The 14,249-nt window shown below is 35.6% G+C and carries 14 protein-coding genes; 8 read left to right on the top strand and 6 right to left on the bottom strand.

Features of this window, described 5'->3' with window-relative positions:
* Positions 1 to 83: 83 nt before the first annotated feature.
* Positions 84 to 731 carry a DUF6338 family protein gene (locus tag BAA9072_RS10790; RefSeq protein WP_201714683.1) on the bottom strand — a complete coding sequence of 216 codons (648 nt, stop codon included), beginning with the start codon at positions 729 to 731 and terminating at the stop codon, positions 84 to 86.
* 223 nt (positions 732 to 954) lie between these two features.
* Between BAA9072_RS10790 and BAA9072_RS10785 the strand changes: the two genes are divergently transcribed.
* The gene (locus tag BAA9072_RS10785) at positions 955 to 1,341 is read left to right on the top strand and encodes a TIR domain-containing protein (RefSeq protein ID WP_201714682.1); all 387 of its coding nucleotides are present in this window, start codon (positions 955 to 957) and stop codon (positions 1,339 to 1,341) included.
* A 15-nt stretch (positions 1,342 to 1,356) separates the two neighbouring features.
* Complete coding sequence (locus BAA9072_RS10780) at positions 1,357 to 2,325, top strand: caspase family protein (protein WP_201714681.1); 969 nt, start codon at positions 1,357 to 1,359, stop codon at positions 2,323 to 2,325.
* 196 nt (positions 2,326 to 2,521) lie between these two features.
* Here BAA9072_RS10780 and BAA9072_RS10775 read toward each other — a convergent pair whose 3' ends face one another.
* Complete coding sequence (locus BAA9072_RS10775; RefSeq protein ID WP_201714680.1) at positions 2,522 to 4,354, bottom strand: DUF262 domain-containing protein; 1,833 nt, start codon at positions 4,352 to 4,354, stop codon at positions 2,522 to 2,524.
* 454 nt (positions 4,355 to 4,808) lie between these two features.
* Here BAA9072_RS10775 and BAA9072_RS10770 point away from each other — a divergent pair, with 454 nt between their 5' ends.
* The 3 genes from BAA9072_RS10770 to BAA9072_RS10760 are packed head-to-tail and all read left to right on the top strand — an operon-like array spanning position 4,809 to position 6,879.
* The gene (locus BAA9072_RS10770) at positions 4,809 to 5,633 is read left to right on the top strand and encodes a ParA family protein (RefSeq protein ID WP_201714679.1); all 825 of its coding nucleotides are present in this window, start codon (positions 4,809 to 4,811) and stop codon (positions 5,631 to 5,633) included.
* A gap of 20 nt (positions 5,634 to 5,653) precedes the next feature.
* On the top strand, positions 5,654 to 6,079 hold the full coding sequence (locus BAA9072_RS10765) for a hypothetical protein (RefSeq protein WP_201714678.1): 426 nt from the start codon (positions 5,654 to 5,656) through the stop codon (positions 6,077 to 6,079).
* Positions 6,080 to 6,093: 14 nt separating this feature from the next.
* A complete protein-coding gene (locus tag BAA9072_RS10760) occupies positions 6,094 to 6,879 on the top strand; it encodes a hypothetical protein (RefSeq protein WP_201714677.1) in 786 nt (261 codons plus the stop codon).
* Between the two features lie 152 nt (positions 6,880 to 7,031).
* Here BAA9072_RS10760 and BAA9072_RS10755 read toward each other — a convergent pair whose 3' ends face one another.
* Positions 7,032 to 8,360, bottom strand: a complete 1,329-nt coding sequence (locus tag BAA9072_RS10755) for a purine-cytosine permease family protein (protein WP_201714676.1) — start codon at positions 8,358 to 8,360, stop codon at positions 7,032 to 7,034.
* A gap of 241 nt (positions 8,361 to 8,601) precedes the next feature.
* Between BAA9072_RS10755 and ald the strand changes: the two genes are divergently transcribed.
* Positions 8,602 to 9,720, top strand: coding sequence for an alanine dehydrogenase (ald, locus tag BAA9072_RS10750; RefSeq protein ID WP_201714675.1), 1,119 nt, complete (start codon positions 8,602 to 8,604; stop codon positions 9,718 to 9,720).
* 307 nt (positions 9,721 to 10,027) lie between these two features.
* The gene (locus BAA9072_RS10745; protein ID WP_201714674.1) at positions 10,028 to 10,708 is read left to right on the top strand and encodes a metal-dependent hydrolase; all 681 of its coding nucleotides are present in this window, start codon (positions 10,028 to 10,030) and stop codon (positions 10,706 to 10,708) included.
* Between the two features lie 797 nt (positions 10,709 to 11,505).
* Here the strand turns inward: BAA9072_RS10745 and BAA9072_RS10740 are convergent.
* From BAA9072_RS10740 to BAA9072_RS10730, 3 genes are all read right to left on the bottom strand, one after another.
* The gene (locus BAA9072_RS10740; RefSeq protein ID WP_201714673.1) at positions 11,506 to 11,946 is read right to left on the bottom strand and encodes a hypothetical protein; all 441 of its coding nucleotides are present in this window, start codon (positions 11,944 to 11,946) and stop codon (positions 11,506 to 11,508) included.
* A gap of 107 nt (positions 11,947 to 12,053) precedes the next feature.
* Positions 12,054 to 12,617, bottom strand: coding sequence for a YcxB family protein (locus tag BAA9072_RS10735; protein WP_201714672.1), 564 nt, complete (start codon positions 12,615 to 12,617; stop codon positions 12,054 to 12,056).
* A 157-nt stretch (positions 12,618 to 12,774) separates the two neighbouring features.
* Positions 12,775 to 13,020, bottom strand: coding sequence for a hypothetical protein (locus tag BAA9072_RS10730; RefSeq protein ID WP_201714671.1), 246 nt, complete (start codon positions 13,018 to 13,020; stop codon positions 12,775 to 12,777).
* 744 nt (positions 13,021 to 13,764) lie between these two features.
* Here BAA9072_RS10730 and BAA9072_RS10725 point away from each other — a divergent pair.
* Positions 13,765 to 14,013: a hypothetical protein gene (locus BAA9072_RS10725; RefSeq protein WP_201714670.1), complete on the top strand. Its 249-nt coding sequence runs from the start codon at positions 13,765 to 13,767 to the stop codon at positions 14,011 to 14,013.
* The last annotated feature ends 236 nt before the right edge of the window (positions 14,014 to 14,249 follow it).

Below are 14,249 nucleotides of genomic sequence, written 5' to 3'. Positions count from 1 at the left end.
GGGGAAGATGGTTTGGGATTTAACCCCCCTTTTTTAATATAACCTTCGTTTAATTTTTTATTATCAGCCATTTAATGTACCTCCTATTCATTCTCAATGTGAGGGAATTCAATGATAATATTATTTAAGTCTCTTGTAATATAAAGTCCTTGCATAAAATATAGCTCTTCAGCAGTAGAGTTTCTATATACATTTACGTCCCTTAATAAAAGCTCATTAATCTCATGTGTATCTGAGAATGCCTCAATCCATCCCTGATACATAAGATCTTGGTCAAGATCTCTTACTATTATCCACCCTATGTCAGGAGAATCAAAAGTATAAGACCAGACATCTAACTGGCCAAACTTCTTGGTGATTTTTATTTTTTTTGCAATTCGGTGAAGAATCTTATAGTTTATCGCTGCGGAAATTAAAAGCCCTAGTAAAAATGATATCATTGTGGCAATCAAAACTTCTTTAATATCAATATTTGATTTTTTATCTATAAGTGAATTAAGAAATTTTACTTTCCAAGAAGGATCTAATCCTTTTAATTTAACAATCCAGTTATTTATTGATATTAAGATAAATAATATAAAATAAGAAGCAAGCCCTAGAATAAAAGCATTTAATAAAAACACTTTTAGCTCTCTTCCTCTATGTATTGTTAAATTATCAATAATAATTGCAGAGATAATACCTGGAAAAAAAATTAAGAGTAATCTAATAGTAAGCTCAGAAAATTGCATCAGGTCCCCCATTACAAAAAGTTTTTCGTCAATTTAGTATAATGTATTTGTTAAATTAAGTAAATATTTTAATGATTACATAAAATATTCAGTTCAGAAAATCCAGCTTAAAAATAGCAAATATGGAATTTTATTGTTATTTTTGATATATTTATACAAAACATACTATTATTCAACAAGAAATATCAAAAATATTTCAATAAAGAAAGAGAGTGAGAGATTCATGGCCAAAAAAAGAATTTTTATTAGTTTTGCTATGGAGGATAAAACATTAAGAGATTTTTTGGTAGGACAAGCTAAAAATCATAATTCTCCATTCGAATTTGTGGATATGTCAGTTAAAAAACCGTGGGATTCTTCTTGGAAAACTAATTGTCGTACGAGAATTAAAGGTTGTGATGGAGTAATTATCATAGTTACTAAGAATACTAAAAATGCTGATGGGCAGCTTTGGGAAATTAAATGTGCGAAGGAAGAAGGTATTCCATGTAGAGGCATTTGGGGTAGTCAAGAAAATCGTCCAGCTACTATTCCATCAGAACTAACTGGTATTAGAGTAGTTAAGTGGACATGGGATAACATAGCTAACTGGATAAATACTTTAAATTGAACAGGGGGATCTGAAATGAGGAAGGCATTAGTTGTAGGGATTAACAAATATCCAGCTTCCCCCCTTTCTGGATGTGAAAATGATGCTTCTGCATTAGCTAGTATTATAGAAAGTAATGGTGATGGTTCACCAAATTTCGACATTAAGCTAGTCACAAATGTTTCAACTAAATCTGAGCTGAAAGGGTTAATTGTAGATTTATTTAGTGGTGATAGTGATACATCATTATTCTACTTTTCTGGACATGGCTACGTAGACGATGTTGGTGGTTATATTTGTACACCAGACTATCAAGAACATGATCTAGGAGTCTCTATGGATGAAATTCTTACAATTGCGAATAGTTCAAATGCAAGAAATCGTATTATTATTCTTGATTGTTGTCATTCCGGTGCATTGGGTTCTCCTAAAGTTACTGGTGGAATAACTACACAAATTGTTGAAGGTGTTTCTATATTAACAGCTAGTAGGGATTTTGAACCTTCACTTGAATTTAATGGCCATGGCGTATTTACGAATTTATTACTAGATGCTTTACGGGGGGGAGCCGCTGATTTAAGGGGACATATAACTCCTGGTAGTGTTTATGCATACATTGACCAAGCTTTAGGACCATGGGATCAAAGGCCGGTTTTCAAAACAAACATTACCCGGTTTACAGCATTAAGGACAATTGAATCACAAGTTCCAACAAATATATTAAGAAAGCTTGTTGAATTTTTTCCTGCTCCACAGCATGAATTTAACTTGGATCCATCATACGAAGATACAAACACTGTCGATGTCGAACATAAAGTTATAGAACCGTTTGCAAATCAAGATAATGTAAATAAATTTAAGATTCTACAAAAACTCGAAGGAGTAGGGTTAATTGTACCGGTTAATGAGGATCATATGTATTTTGCAGCTATGAATTCAAAATCATGTAAACTAACTGCTTTAGGATATCATTATTGGAGGTTAGTTAAGGATAAAAGGATATAAATATAACAGTCCGTCAATTAAATGGACACAGATGAAGGCATCTGTGTTCTACTGGTTTGGAAAAGCTTATTAGTGAATAAACTCTAATTTTGGGGATTAATGGGGTCAGACACTCGGCACGGTGAAGCTTTAATGAGCCAGGAGTCTGATCCCGATATTAAATTTTTTGTGTTTAATTTTATCATTAAAATTTAGTTCAGTACATTTTTTCTACTAATTTTTCAATTATTGCATTACCTCTTTGGGTAATAAATGCGATAGTTGCTTCTGCTGTATTATGTTCAAGGCTAGATTCTATTGAATTTATTTCTTGTTCTGTAGGGTACAAAGCTATTTTTCTAAAATCTTCCTTAATATCCTCACCAGAGTTCAATAATTTATATAAGTGGAGATCTTTCTTACCTCTATTTATGCTACTATCCAAGAACATCATATTCCCTAAAGCGCCTCCTGGTATAATTAGCTCCTTATATCGATCTTTTAACTTCGCGCGAACAACTATATGTTCGTAATCATTGTTTCTTCCTTCTACTAATCCATTATCTTCAATTAAATTATAATACACAGTTAGAATAAGCTTCGATATATCATCAAACATTATGCTGTGATTCAATAGTCTATCTTTCCACCAGAATTTTAGCGTCTCTTCAAAATTTTCTTTTGATGGTTTTATTGAATAGGTCCTGCTTTTATCTAGGTAGTAACTATTGAGTCTGGAATCTCCCGCATTACCCCAGTTATTTAATGCTGCATCCTTTAAATAATAATATATTAAGTTATTTAAAGACTTAGAATATGTTCTGTCTTGCCCAGCAGAATTATCCCTTACCTCTCCATCTTTAGTAATTGTGAAATTATTGGACCATAGGTCAGCAAAATAAGATAAAAATTTGAAGTTACTGATCTTTTTATTTTCGTATGATTTTTCTTGTTTAAATTGTTTTAAATATTTTTCAAAGTGAGAATTGATATTTATATATATCTTTAATATTTTATTAATTAAAACTTCTAAAAGATCTGCATTTAATACTTCATCAATCTGCTTTTTTAGAGTGTGTAATTTTTTATTGTCAACACCAAATACTACTCCAATTGTTGAGTATCCTATTTCATCTGCAAGATCATCTAGTTGTTCAAGTTTCTTACTCGAATAAAAAGTTGGGGAAACCTCAAGTATAAGTTTTCCTATCCCGTAACATAGTTCCGATAAATTAATAGTATTTTGTTCTCGCATTTCTTCTGGTGAGAAATTTTCAATTTTAATATCTCTATTTTCATTAAGTTTAACATATCTATCTATTATAGCTTCTAAGAGCTTTTGATTATTTGTCTTATCATTTAAATTAATAATATCGTTATACCATTGTGCAGCGAAAACCTGATATTTGGTAAGCTTTATTCCACCTTTATTAAGGTTTTCAAAGACTTTTGCAAGTTCATCTTCGTCTCCTAAAAATTCAATCGTAGGAATCTCGATGTTGTCAACATCTAAGAAATTATGTTTTTTCTGTAATATCTCATGTTGTATTTGTATTATTTTTCTATCTATTGAACTATCTGTATATCTAGCTAAATCATCACTCGAGTTAATTTTATCTAAGAGGTAGAGGGGATCAGGACTATTAGCTCGCAATAAAGTTTTAAATAGTTCTTCAATTGTTCGAGATAACGCTTTTATTATATTTTCATTGCCCTTATCTTCTTCAGGTATCCAAAGTGTATCTATTAACTTTTGTGCCTCTAGGTTAAGTTCAATATATTGTTCAGGTGATTTTTCATAATCTTGAATAGTTGAAACACGCTGCAGTCCATCTATTAATGTAATCTCATTAGCTCCAGAATATTGGTAAACCAGAATTGAACCAAAAGGAAAACCTGAACTTAAAGTTTCAATAAATTCCTTTTTCTGCTTAATACTCCATACCAACCTTCTTTGAAAACTAGGTAATTTAAATTTACCTTTTAGATGTCCATATGTATATTGCTTGGATGAATATTTTCTGTTGTTATTATTAATTTCTGTGCTCATATTAACCCTCCTAAATAATTAAAAACATGTATAAGAACAATAGGGAATAGTTTGTCTTATTTGGGAATTTTTATATAAAAATTTTATCATAAAGGTAATTTTTTTAGAATAGGTAGTTATCGAAAAAATTATAATGAATTTCATGCAGTTTTATTAAAAGGAGGCTGGGACAAAAGGTTCAAATTTACTTGAATGGATTAAAGTTGTTCATTATTGTAATGATTATCATGGAGAATTGCATTCTAAGAATGTTCTAATTACAGAAGATTTAAGGTAGAAGTATATTTTCTGGAAGTAGAAAAATACTGAAGCAAGTTAATGAAGAGGAGCTTGATATAATATTAAAAACTCAAAATTCTAACATTTTTCTGTAGTAAATAAACGGTTACAATATTTTCTATTTGTTATAAAATAATAAATATAACTTTACTAGTTAATGGAGGCTATAATATTAATGGAGAACACAAAGATTATTTCATTTATTAATATGAAAGGTGGAGTCGGTAAGACTACTACTACTATTAATATTGCTGATACATTAGTAAGGCATTTTAATAAAAATGTTTTAGTAATTGATATGGATCCACAATTTAATGCAACCCAAGCTCTTTTTACAAAATTTAAAACCATAAGCGAATATGAAAAATTAAGAAAAGAAAGAAAAACTATAGCAAGTGTTGTTATGGAAAATCGGGGAAGCGGAGTAGCTATGGAAGCTCAATCTTATACACATGAAGACTTAGTTATTAAATTGCATAAGTCTGTTCATGAAAAACAACTATATTTAATTCCAGGTGATTTAGAACTTATTGATTATGAATCAAGTCGACGTGGGGCAGAAAAAATCCTTGCAAGTTTTATTGAGGAAAATGTTCTTGAGAATTATGATTTGGATTATATTTTAATAGATACCCCTGCGACATACTCAATATATTCACAAGCTGCTCTGTTAGCATCAAACTATTACTTAGTTCCAATTGCACCAGACGTTTTCTCGTCATTAGGATATTCATTATTACATAAAATAATGGGTAAAGACTATGCGTTGAGGGGGCATAATTTAAATAACATTGGAATAGTTTTCACCTTATGTAAGGAAGAGAGACACGGCAGAATAGCAATTCAAGAATCTTTTGAGGACGAACCGCACTTTGAAAGTAAACTATCAGAATATGAAAGAGTTAGAACGGGAAGATTATCCACGTTAATGTATGATATGGAATATTCTAGAGAAGAAATTATTCACTTATGTGATGAATTTATCAGAAAAGCACTTTGACATTAAAGAGAGGTGTCAATATGAATTATATTAAGGATTTTTTGGAAATAAATAGTGAAGAATTAAATGAGGAAATAATAGAAAGTTTACTTTTTTTAAGTGTTGCTGTATTAAGTGAGATTATACTGGAAAAGCTGCATTTTGAAAAAAATAAGGATTTAAAAGAGTTTACAACTGAGGTATTACTTGAAAGTTATAAGGACTATTTATTTGATTCCAGACCAACACTATATGCTCGAATTATTAAAGACCTTAGGTCCTATAAAAAGGAAAACAAAGCTCATTTTATGCAACTAGAAAGGAATATACAAAACTTCTTGTCAATAAAATATAAAAGAGATGTCAATCCACAAAATAAAAAAAGCATACGAAGCGATGAAGAAAAGAAGCTGAAGAGTGGTAATAAAGAAGTAATAGAGGGTTGGCGTTCAATAATTGAATCTTAAGTGAGTTGAAGACAATGTTTGAAGATATCAAACCAAATTGGCAGTTAGATTATGAACTTTATGAGAAACTCTTGAATGAAAGAGTATTTTTTACTAATACCGAGTTGAAAGATAGGCTCCTGATAATCTATAAGAAAATATATCTATATACAACCTTAACAAACTCTATCACTGAAGTAGATAGCCGTAGTAATATAGAAAATTTCTTTAATGAATGTAAGAATAATCTAATTATTAGCTACGATCTAACAAATATAAATTATATTAATGCTTCCAAACAAATATTGCGATCTGCTATAGAGTCATTCTTTAGGTTTTCGTTAGCAATTAGTAGATATATAGAATATAAAGAGAATAAGAAAAATAGGATATTCTCTGTAACAGAATCTTTGCGTGAATTAAAGAGTATGCAGGATACACATAAAGTGGGAAGACTTACAAGATTTGTACTTGATTATTATGAGTGTACCCCAGTGAAAAGTGTATACATGAATTTATACACTTTATACTCTGATTTTTCTAGTATTGTCCACGTCAATACAAAGGATAATTTTACACCACACAAGTATCTTTCTGATTACATATTATTAGATGAAGATATGATTCATGTACACTTATCTCATATAGAGGTGGTTATCAACAGTATCATTCAAGTTATTTTTTATTTTTCATTTTACTTGGACGACGAGAGAGTTGGAATTAAAAAACGTGATTTAATGGAATTTGAATCCACTTTAGGAGATGAACATTGCTTAGATTTGATTCAAAGTTATTTTGAAACCACAAGAGTACAAGGCTGAAAACCAGAAAATTCACAGTGATTTTTGTGTTGCTGCATCAACTCTAGTGCGGAATCAAATTTGCATTATATCTTTAAGTGATACTAGGTTAATTAGGAAGGAGAATATAATAAGTAAAGAGTGAACTTTGCTTACAGGTTCACTCTTTTACGTTAACCAAGCTTCTGAATAGCCTCTTGCTCTTCCATCCTCCTCCGCATTTTACTTAAAACATATATAATAGAAGTCATTATAAAACAACTAAACCCCGGCGAAAACGAATCCGGAATCACCAAATAAAACACCATCCCAACCCCTAACACAATCAACGCCTCACGATTAACATTCGACTCCCCACTCGCCAGCCTCACCAGCGCACTCTCAGAAATCCTCCCTCTCCGAATAACCAAATAATCAGCCACCACAATCGCCGATATCGGAATAACCAGGATCCCCAAATACGAAATATACTCCTGCGCATTATAAACCAGCTGGGGAAACGAACTTAAAATAATCCCGGCGACACTGAACAGCAGGGCACTTTGAATTCTCGATAGGGACGGCAGTGCATTCAACAAACTGTATCCCCCTGTATACGCATTACTAAGATTAATCGAAATCATCGATACCATCGCACAAGCCGTGATCACCAATAGAAGCAGGCTGGAGTCAGTGAGCTGACCCGCTGCCACGAATGGATTCAGATCCTGGAACAAGCTGGCACTCAATCCTCCAAGGAGCGCCGTCATCATGAATCCGACGACGTTTCCACCATACAGGCCCCAGAATCCGTGACGGTCGCTTTTGCTGTAGCGGGTGATGTCGGAGGATGCGCTGACGCCTGAGATGTATTGGACGAAGACGAGGCTTGAGTAGAATAGGAACGTTCCGCTGGAGAAGGGTTCCTGGCCTTGGTTCAGCGTTGTGAGGGAATCGGCTCCTTTTGTTAGGAACAGGTAGAGGATGATTCCCTGGCCGATCACGAGGATCGGGATGAATAGTTTGGTCGCTTTTTTGACGGCTTCGAAGCCGATGAGGGCCAGAAGGGTCATGATGATGGCGAGTCCGATGGCGACGGGTATGAATGGTATGGTGTACGGTGTTACTTTTTCCACCATGGAGATGATGACGAAGGTTCCTCCGATGGTTTGGACGCTGAACCAGTAGAGGGACGTCAGGGACCGGATGGGGGATGCGATGAGCATTGACAGCCGGGTTCCGATGATGGATCTCAGGACGTATTGTGCGGGCAGGCCGTAGCGGGAGCCCGGTAGTGACAAGAATGATACGAATAGGAAGGCGACGCTTGCTCCGAGTACGGTGGCAAGGAACGCTGCCTGGAAGGATAGTCCGCCTTCTAAAACGGCCAGTGCCGGGATGAGGAAGTTTCCTGCGTTCACGGAGAAGGCGAGCTGTATGATGAAGTATTCGATCCATGTGGTTGATTTTAATTGTGGTGGGACCTTTTCGAGTCCGAGCCGTTCGATCATGGGTTGTTTCATAAAAAAGTCTCCTTTGGGTATACTAAGATGCACCGTTTCTATTTTAAAGAATTTTTGCAAAAAAGCGAAGAAATAATCATTTTATTTTTTAAAGAAAAGTAGAGATATTTCCTTATTTATTTGTTAGAATGTAAGTGCTTACAGGGTGAGTAATTGCCCTTCGCTATTATATATGAATAGTGTTATATTTAGGAAGTAAATGCTCCAAGGAGCAATAGTGCATTTAGGAGGTAGGCTTAGTATGCGTATTGGTGTACCAATGGAAATTAAAAATAACGAAAATCGGGTTGCGATGACCCCGGCTGGTGTTGTGAATCTGGTTCTTTATGGACATGAGGTTTACATTGAATCAGGAGCTGGATTGGGCTCAGGATTCACAGACGAAGATTACAAAGCAGCAGGTGGACACATCGTCGATTCTGCAGCGGAAGCATGGTCCATGGATATGGTCATGAAGGTAAAAGAGCCGCTTCCAAGTGAGTACTCTTATTTCCGCGAGGGGCTTATCTTATTTACATATTTACATCTTGCTCCAGAACCGGAATTAACGAAAGCGTTAATTGATAATAAAGTGATCGGAATCGCGTACGAAACGGTTGAACTGAATCGTGCCCTTCCATTACTGACTCCGATGAGTGAAGTGGCTGGACGTATGGCGACTCAAATCGGTGCCCAGTTCTTAGAGAAGATCCACGGTGGGAAAGGTGTACTCCTTTCAGGTGTCCCTGGTGTTCGCCGCAGTAAAGTAACGATCATCGGTGGAGGAGTTGCCGGTACGAACGCAGCGAAAATGGCTGTCGGACTTGGTGCCAATGTCACGATCCTTGACCTTAACCCGGATCGCCTTCGTCAGCTTGATGATATCTTCGGTAGCGACGTAACAACGCTTATGTCCAACCCGTTAAATATCGAACAAGCTGTAAGAGAAGCAGACCTTGTCATCGGTGCTGTACTGATTCCAGGAGCGAAAGCACCTAAATTGGTAACAGAAGATATGATCAAAGCCATGACACCTGGTTCAGTTGTTGTCGATATCGCCATCGACCAAGGCGGAATCTTCGAAACGACAGACCGCATCACAACACATGACGATCCAACTTACGTCAAGCACGGCGTTGTGCACTATGCCGTTGCCAATATGCCTGGTGCCGTACCACGTACGTCTACCATCGCATTAACAAACGTAACCGTACCATACGCGGTTCAAATCGCAAACAAGGGCTACAAAAAAGCGTGCCTGGACAACGAAGCGCTACTTAAAGGTATCAACACATTAAACGGATATGTGACGTACCAGGCAGTTGCCGAAGCACATACTGTAGACTACTCAGATACTAGAACACAATTAGAGCAACAATAACACCACGAAGCCGACTGCATGGGAATGTTCAGTCGGCTTTTTTTGTGTAAATTAATTAGAGTTACTGAAGTGCACTGTGTTACGCTAGTCAGCTGAGTGAAGCGGAAGGTGCTCGAATCCACGGGAAAAGCGGGAAAGTTGAGACCCCGGAAGCGAAGCTGAGGAGGCTCAACTCACGCCCCGCGGAAAGCGAGCACCTGCAGCGGAAATCAGCCAGCACTCGCTTAATTTTATGAAATTCGGGTATAACATAAAATAGCATACGAGAGTAAGAAAAATAGATAAGTTTATTTGGAGGAGATGCATAATGAAGATTTCATTTCACGGACATTCAGTAGTCAAAATCGAAACAAACGGTAAAACGATCCTTATCGATCCATTCATCACCGGAAACGAACTGACGGATCTTAAATTGGAAGATGAAAAACCGGATGTCATCATTCTTACCCACGGTCACAACGACCATGTAGGTGACACAGTCGAACTCGCGAAGAAAAACGATTCACTCGTCATCGCCAATCACGAACTGGCAACTTACCTAAGCTGGCAACTAGTGAAAACCCATCCGATGCACGTAGGTGGAGCCTATGAATTCGACTTCGGTAAAGTGAAGCTGACTCAAGCCTTCCACGGATCGGGGCTCATCACAGACGGCAATGAAATCATCTACATGGGTATGCCAGCAGGCGTTCTTCTCATGATTGAAGGAAAAACCATCTTCCATGCAGGGGACACGGGATTATTCTCAGACATGAAACTGATTGGAGAACGTCATCCAATCGACCTTGCCTTCCTTCCAATCGGAGATAATTTCACAATGGGACCTGAAGATGCGGCAACAGGAGCAAGCTTCCTAAAAGCGAAGAAAGTCGTGCCGATACACTATGATACATTCCCGCCGATCAAACAGGATCCGCAGAAATTCATCGACATGCTCGAGGATTCTGAGGGGCAGGTTATGAAGGCTGGAGATGTGATTGAATATTAATAAGTGAGGGAGGTCCACATTAAGAAGTTTAATTAATGTGGAGAAAACTAAAATGCAGCCCAAATAGCATACGTTTTCGTTACCTAAATAAGAAGTGAGTTAACAATACAAATAACTCAACAAAAAGCTTGGGATATCCCAAGCTTTTTGTTATTGTTCTTATTCAATTAAAGCCCCCTATTATAGAATAACTTTTGTTTTGAATGACACATTATTTATCTTTGTTTCGTAATTCTTCAAGGATTTCAGAATTGGTTTTATTTAGCTTTCTTAATGAACCCTCAATTGATAGAAGAATAAGGAATAATATTATGATTCCAAAAATACCAACTAACTCCACTTGCTCTCCCTCCCATATAATAACCATCTATTTCTTATGGTTCGAAAATGAGCATTTTTCAAGCATCACCTATAGATGAAATTATCGCAATGCTCCACATTATCAGGGTAAATGATAGGGTTAGCAAGAAGGTATTCCTGACTGTAGGTTCTTCATTAAAAATCTTTTTTATTATGGAGACTAAATTTAAACAAAAAACTATACAAAGGATCGGCATAAAAAACCATCCAATATACGCAAAAAATATACTCATTATTACCACCTCTGTGTTTTTCTTATGTACATCCCCTTATTATCACAAAATATTCCAATACACTCAATCCCTTATGCAATTAAACTCCCTCTAACTTAATACCAATTATTTCAAACGAGCAGCTTACTCAAGAAAAATTTTAACCATAAAGGGGAGCTCATCCTTATTCCGGATAAGCTCCCGTTAGCATAATTAAGAGTTATTCTATTTTTGTACTTTTAAACCGCGAATCCCTCTTACTAGATCCCTGTAATAATCTGAACGAATTGAAAAACTTCCAAATTCTTCGTGTGTCGTACTGGAAAACCAGGCAAAATTATTTTTTATAAATGTTAAGTCTTCAGGTAAATTTGGAGCTACCCAATCATATAAATTATTCGCAAATTCTTGTAATAGTTTACACGTTTTTTTGTTTGGTTCAATTACATAAACCGTCGCTGCTGGACCTTTTGTTATTGTATTTGCCCACTTCTTTGTTTCATAACTTTCTATAATGTACGGTTTAAACTTTGCAATTACTTCTTGATTGTATTTCAGTTCTTTTCTTGTCACAAAATAGAACTTATCTGAGTTATCACATAGAACCTTTATTAGTCTCCTATAAACTCTTTCCGAAGGATTTTCAGCTAATTCCCAGTATTCCATACCATCAACCTCTCTCTAAAAAAGTAACGCTGTACGTTAATCCCATAAATTCAACAAAAAAGCATTAACCCCTTTTAAATAAACGCCCCCTTTAATGGAAGAAATCTCTAGGTAATGTTATTATTTTTTGATGGAACATTCTCGCTAATAATTTGTTTAAATAGCTTTAATTCTTCAATTGATTCAAAAAACCTTATCGGTATTACGATGGATTTATTTTTTGACACATATATAAGAAACATAGGAGGGTATTCTCGAACAAAAACAATTTCATTCCATTCAATATAATTTATCGATCTATCTCTATTTTGATTTATCCCTTCTTCACTAAATGTATAAATGAATTCTTTCTTTATCAATTGGTCACTCTTATATTCTCTTGTAGCTTTTATTCTAATAACTGCTTTGGCGTAAAGAAAAAATATTCCTGAAATAAAAACTGAAACCGTAGAACTCACAAATAAAATGGCTGCCATTTCTCCAAAAGAAAAAATGTCTCCAGGATTATAAAGAAAGTAAATACTTAAAGCAAAGAACAGTATAAATGTAGAAAGCGTAAACCATATAACCCATCTTCTACTATGAAAAGATGAGAACTTTTTATATTCTTTAAACGTTAATGTGCCACGCACAGTCAGAACTTCTTTAGAATCTATATCTGTGTTGCTCAATGGACACTCCTCCTTAAGTTCGAATTTTTCAACTCATAATTTAAAAACAATGTTACATAACCAATATATATTAACTTAAGCATCTTCCATTAAACTGACCTTTTCTTGAAGAAAGAATGGCTGTTTGTTCAACAGTCTCCCAAAGAATTGTATTAGGCTACTTCTTTTGTTTTATCTCTTCAAGTAGTTCAATAATTCTTTTATTCTGCTTAGATTGTTCTTTTAAAAAACCAACAATTGTCCCAACACCTATAACAATAAAAAGTAAAAAAATCCACATAAAATCCCCGCCTTCCAGAAAGGACCAAGCGAAATCCGGATTTCCCCTTGGTCCAACAAAACCTAATACAAAAAATATAAAACTCATTATGAACAAAATCACTATTCCTTTTCTTGTACTCATTGTAGTACCCCTGTTACTACATTAAATTCTTCCTCAATTTTACAAGAATGTTAATGATATTAAGTCTCGGCTAATACCATTAACCAGCACTATACTTGAACAAAGGACGGCTGGTGGTTCAGCAAACTCCCCTTAAACTAATTAATAGTTTCCTATTCCATTATCTGCCTATTTATTGAGCGCTCTTTTTTCTACATAACATTCCAAAATTGAGCTACAATCGCTATACATAAACTGATGAATAGAGTTATCAGCCAATCTACTTTATTTGTCATTTTCAAAAGAATGTTCAAGATTGAACCAATACAAATACATAGTATAAAGACAAATAAAAACATAATTAAAGATTCCAAAGCAAATCTCGCCTCCAAAAATATATTTAAAAACCTCTAATCATTTCTCCCTGTTTTAGGGACCAATATTAATCGACTTGAAAGTATACAGAAACCATAGTATGTAAGATTCCTAATATTCCGTTTGCCTGCTCGTTAATTGAAGAACAGGATTCTGATAATCATTAAGTTTATTTTACCACATAATGTTAAAAATCCTTGAGACATCAACAAAAACAATCATTTCATGTAATATGCTAAAAAGTATGCTCATTCACATGCCAATTAAAATGTTCCTCCATAAAAACTGAACTACTTTGATACACATGCATCACCCTTTTTCTCACGTTTACACAACTTCCTCCCCACACTCGCATATACATGATACAAGCCTAGAAAGGAGGAACCATACTTGAAACAACGATACATTCTCTGCTTACTCATCACCGGGGCCCTCATCTACTACGGAGCCCCCCGCATGTCCATATTCGCAGAAGGCCTACAAGGAACCTTCGCCATCACCTGGCTCATCCTCGCCACCTGCGTCCTAGCCGGCAACCTGGCAGCCGTGCTCTACACACCAAAAGGAACGGGTAAAGGGAAAGGAAAGAAATTCAAATCCAAGCCGGTGCGCAAAGTCAAATCACGGTCGTTTGGATGAGTTTTATGAAGAGAGTTGTGCTTTTTATAGGGAGAAGCTACAAACCCCATAAGTTGATTGAAGCGGAAGGGGCTCGACTCCTGCGGGATAGATGGACAGGTGAGACCCCGGAAGGCGAAGCCTGAGGAGGCTCACCGCCAGCCCCGCGGAAAGCGAGCCCCTGCAGCGAAAATCAACTAGCACTCTCTTCTCAAAACGAGTAATAGGAACTCACCCATTGGGGCTTTCACCACCGA

This window comes from Rossellomorea arthrocnemi (assembly GCF_904424705.1).
Lineage (GTDB): Bacteria > Bacillota > Bacilli > Bacillales > Bacillaceae_B > Rossellomorea > Rossellomorea arthrocnemi.
Note: the sequence above shows the minus strand (reverse complement) of the source record. Positions and strands in the feature narration are given on the sequence as shown.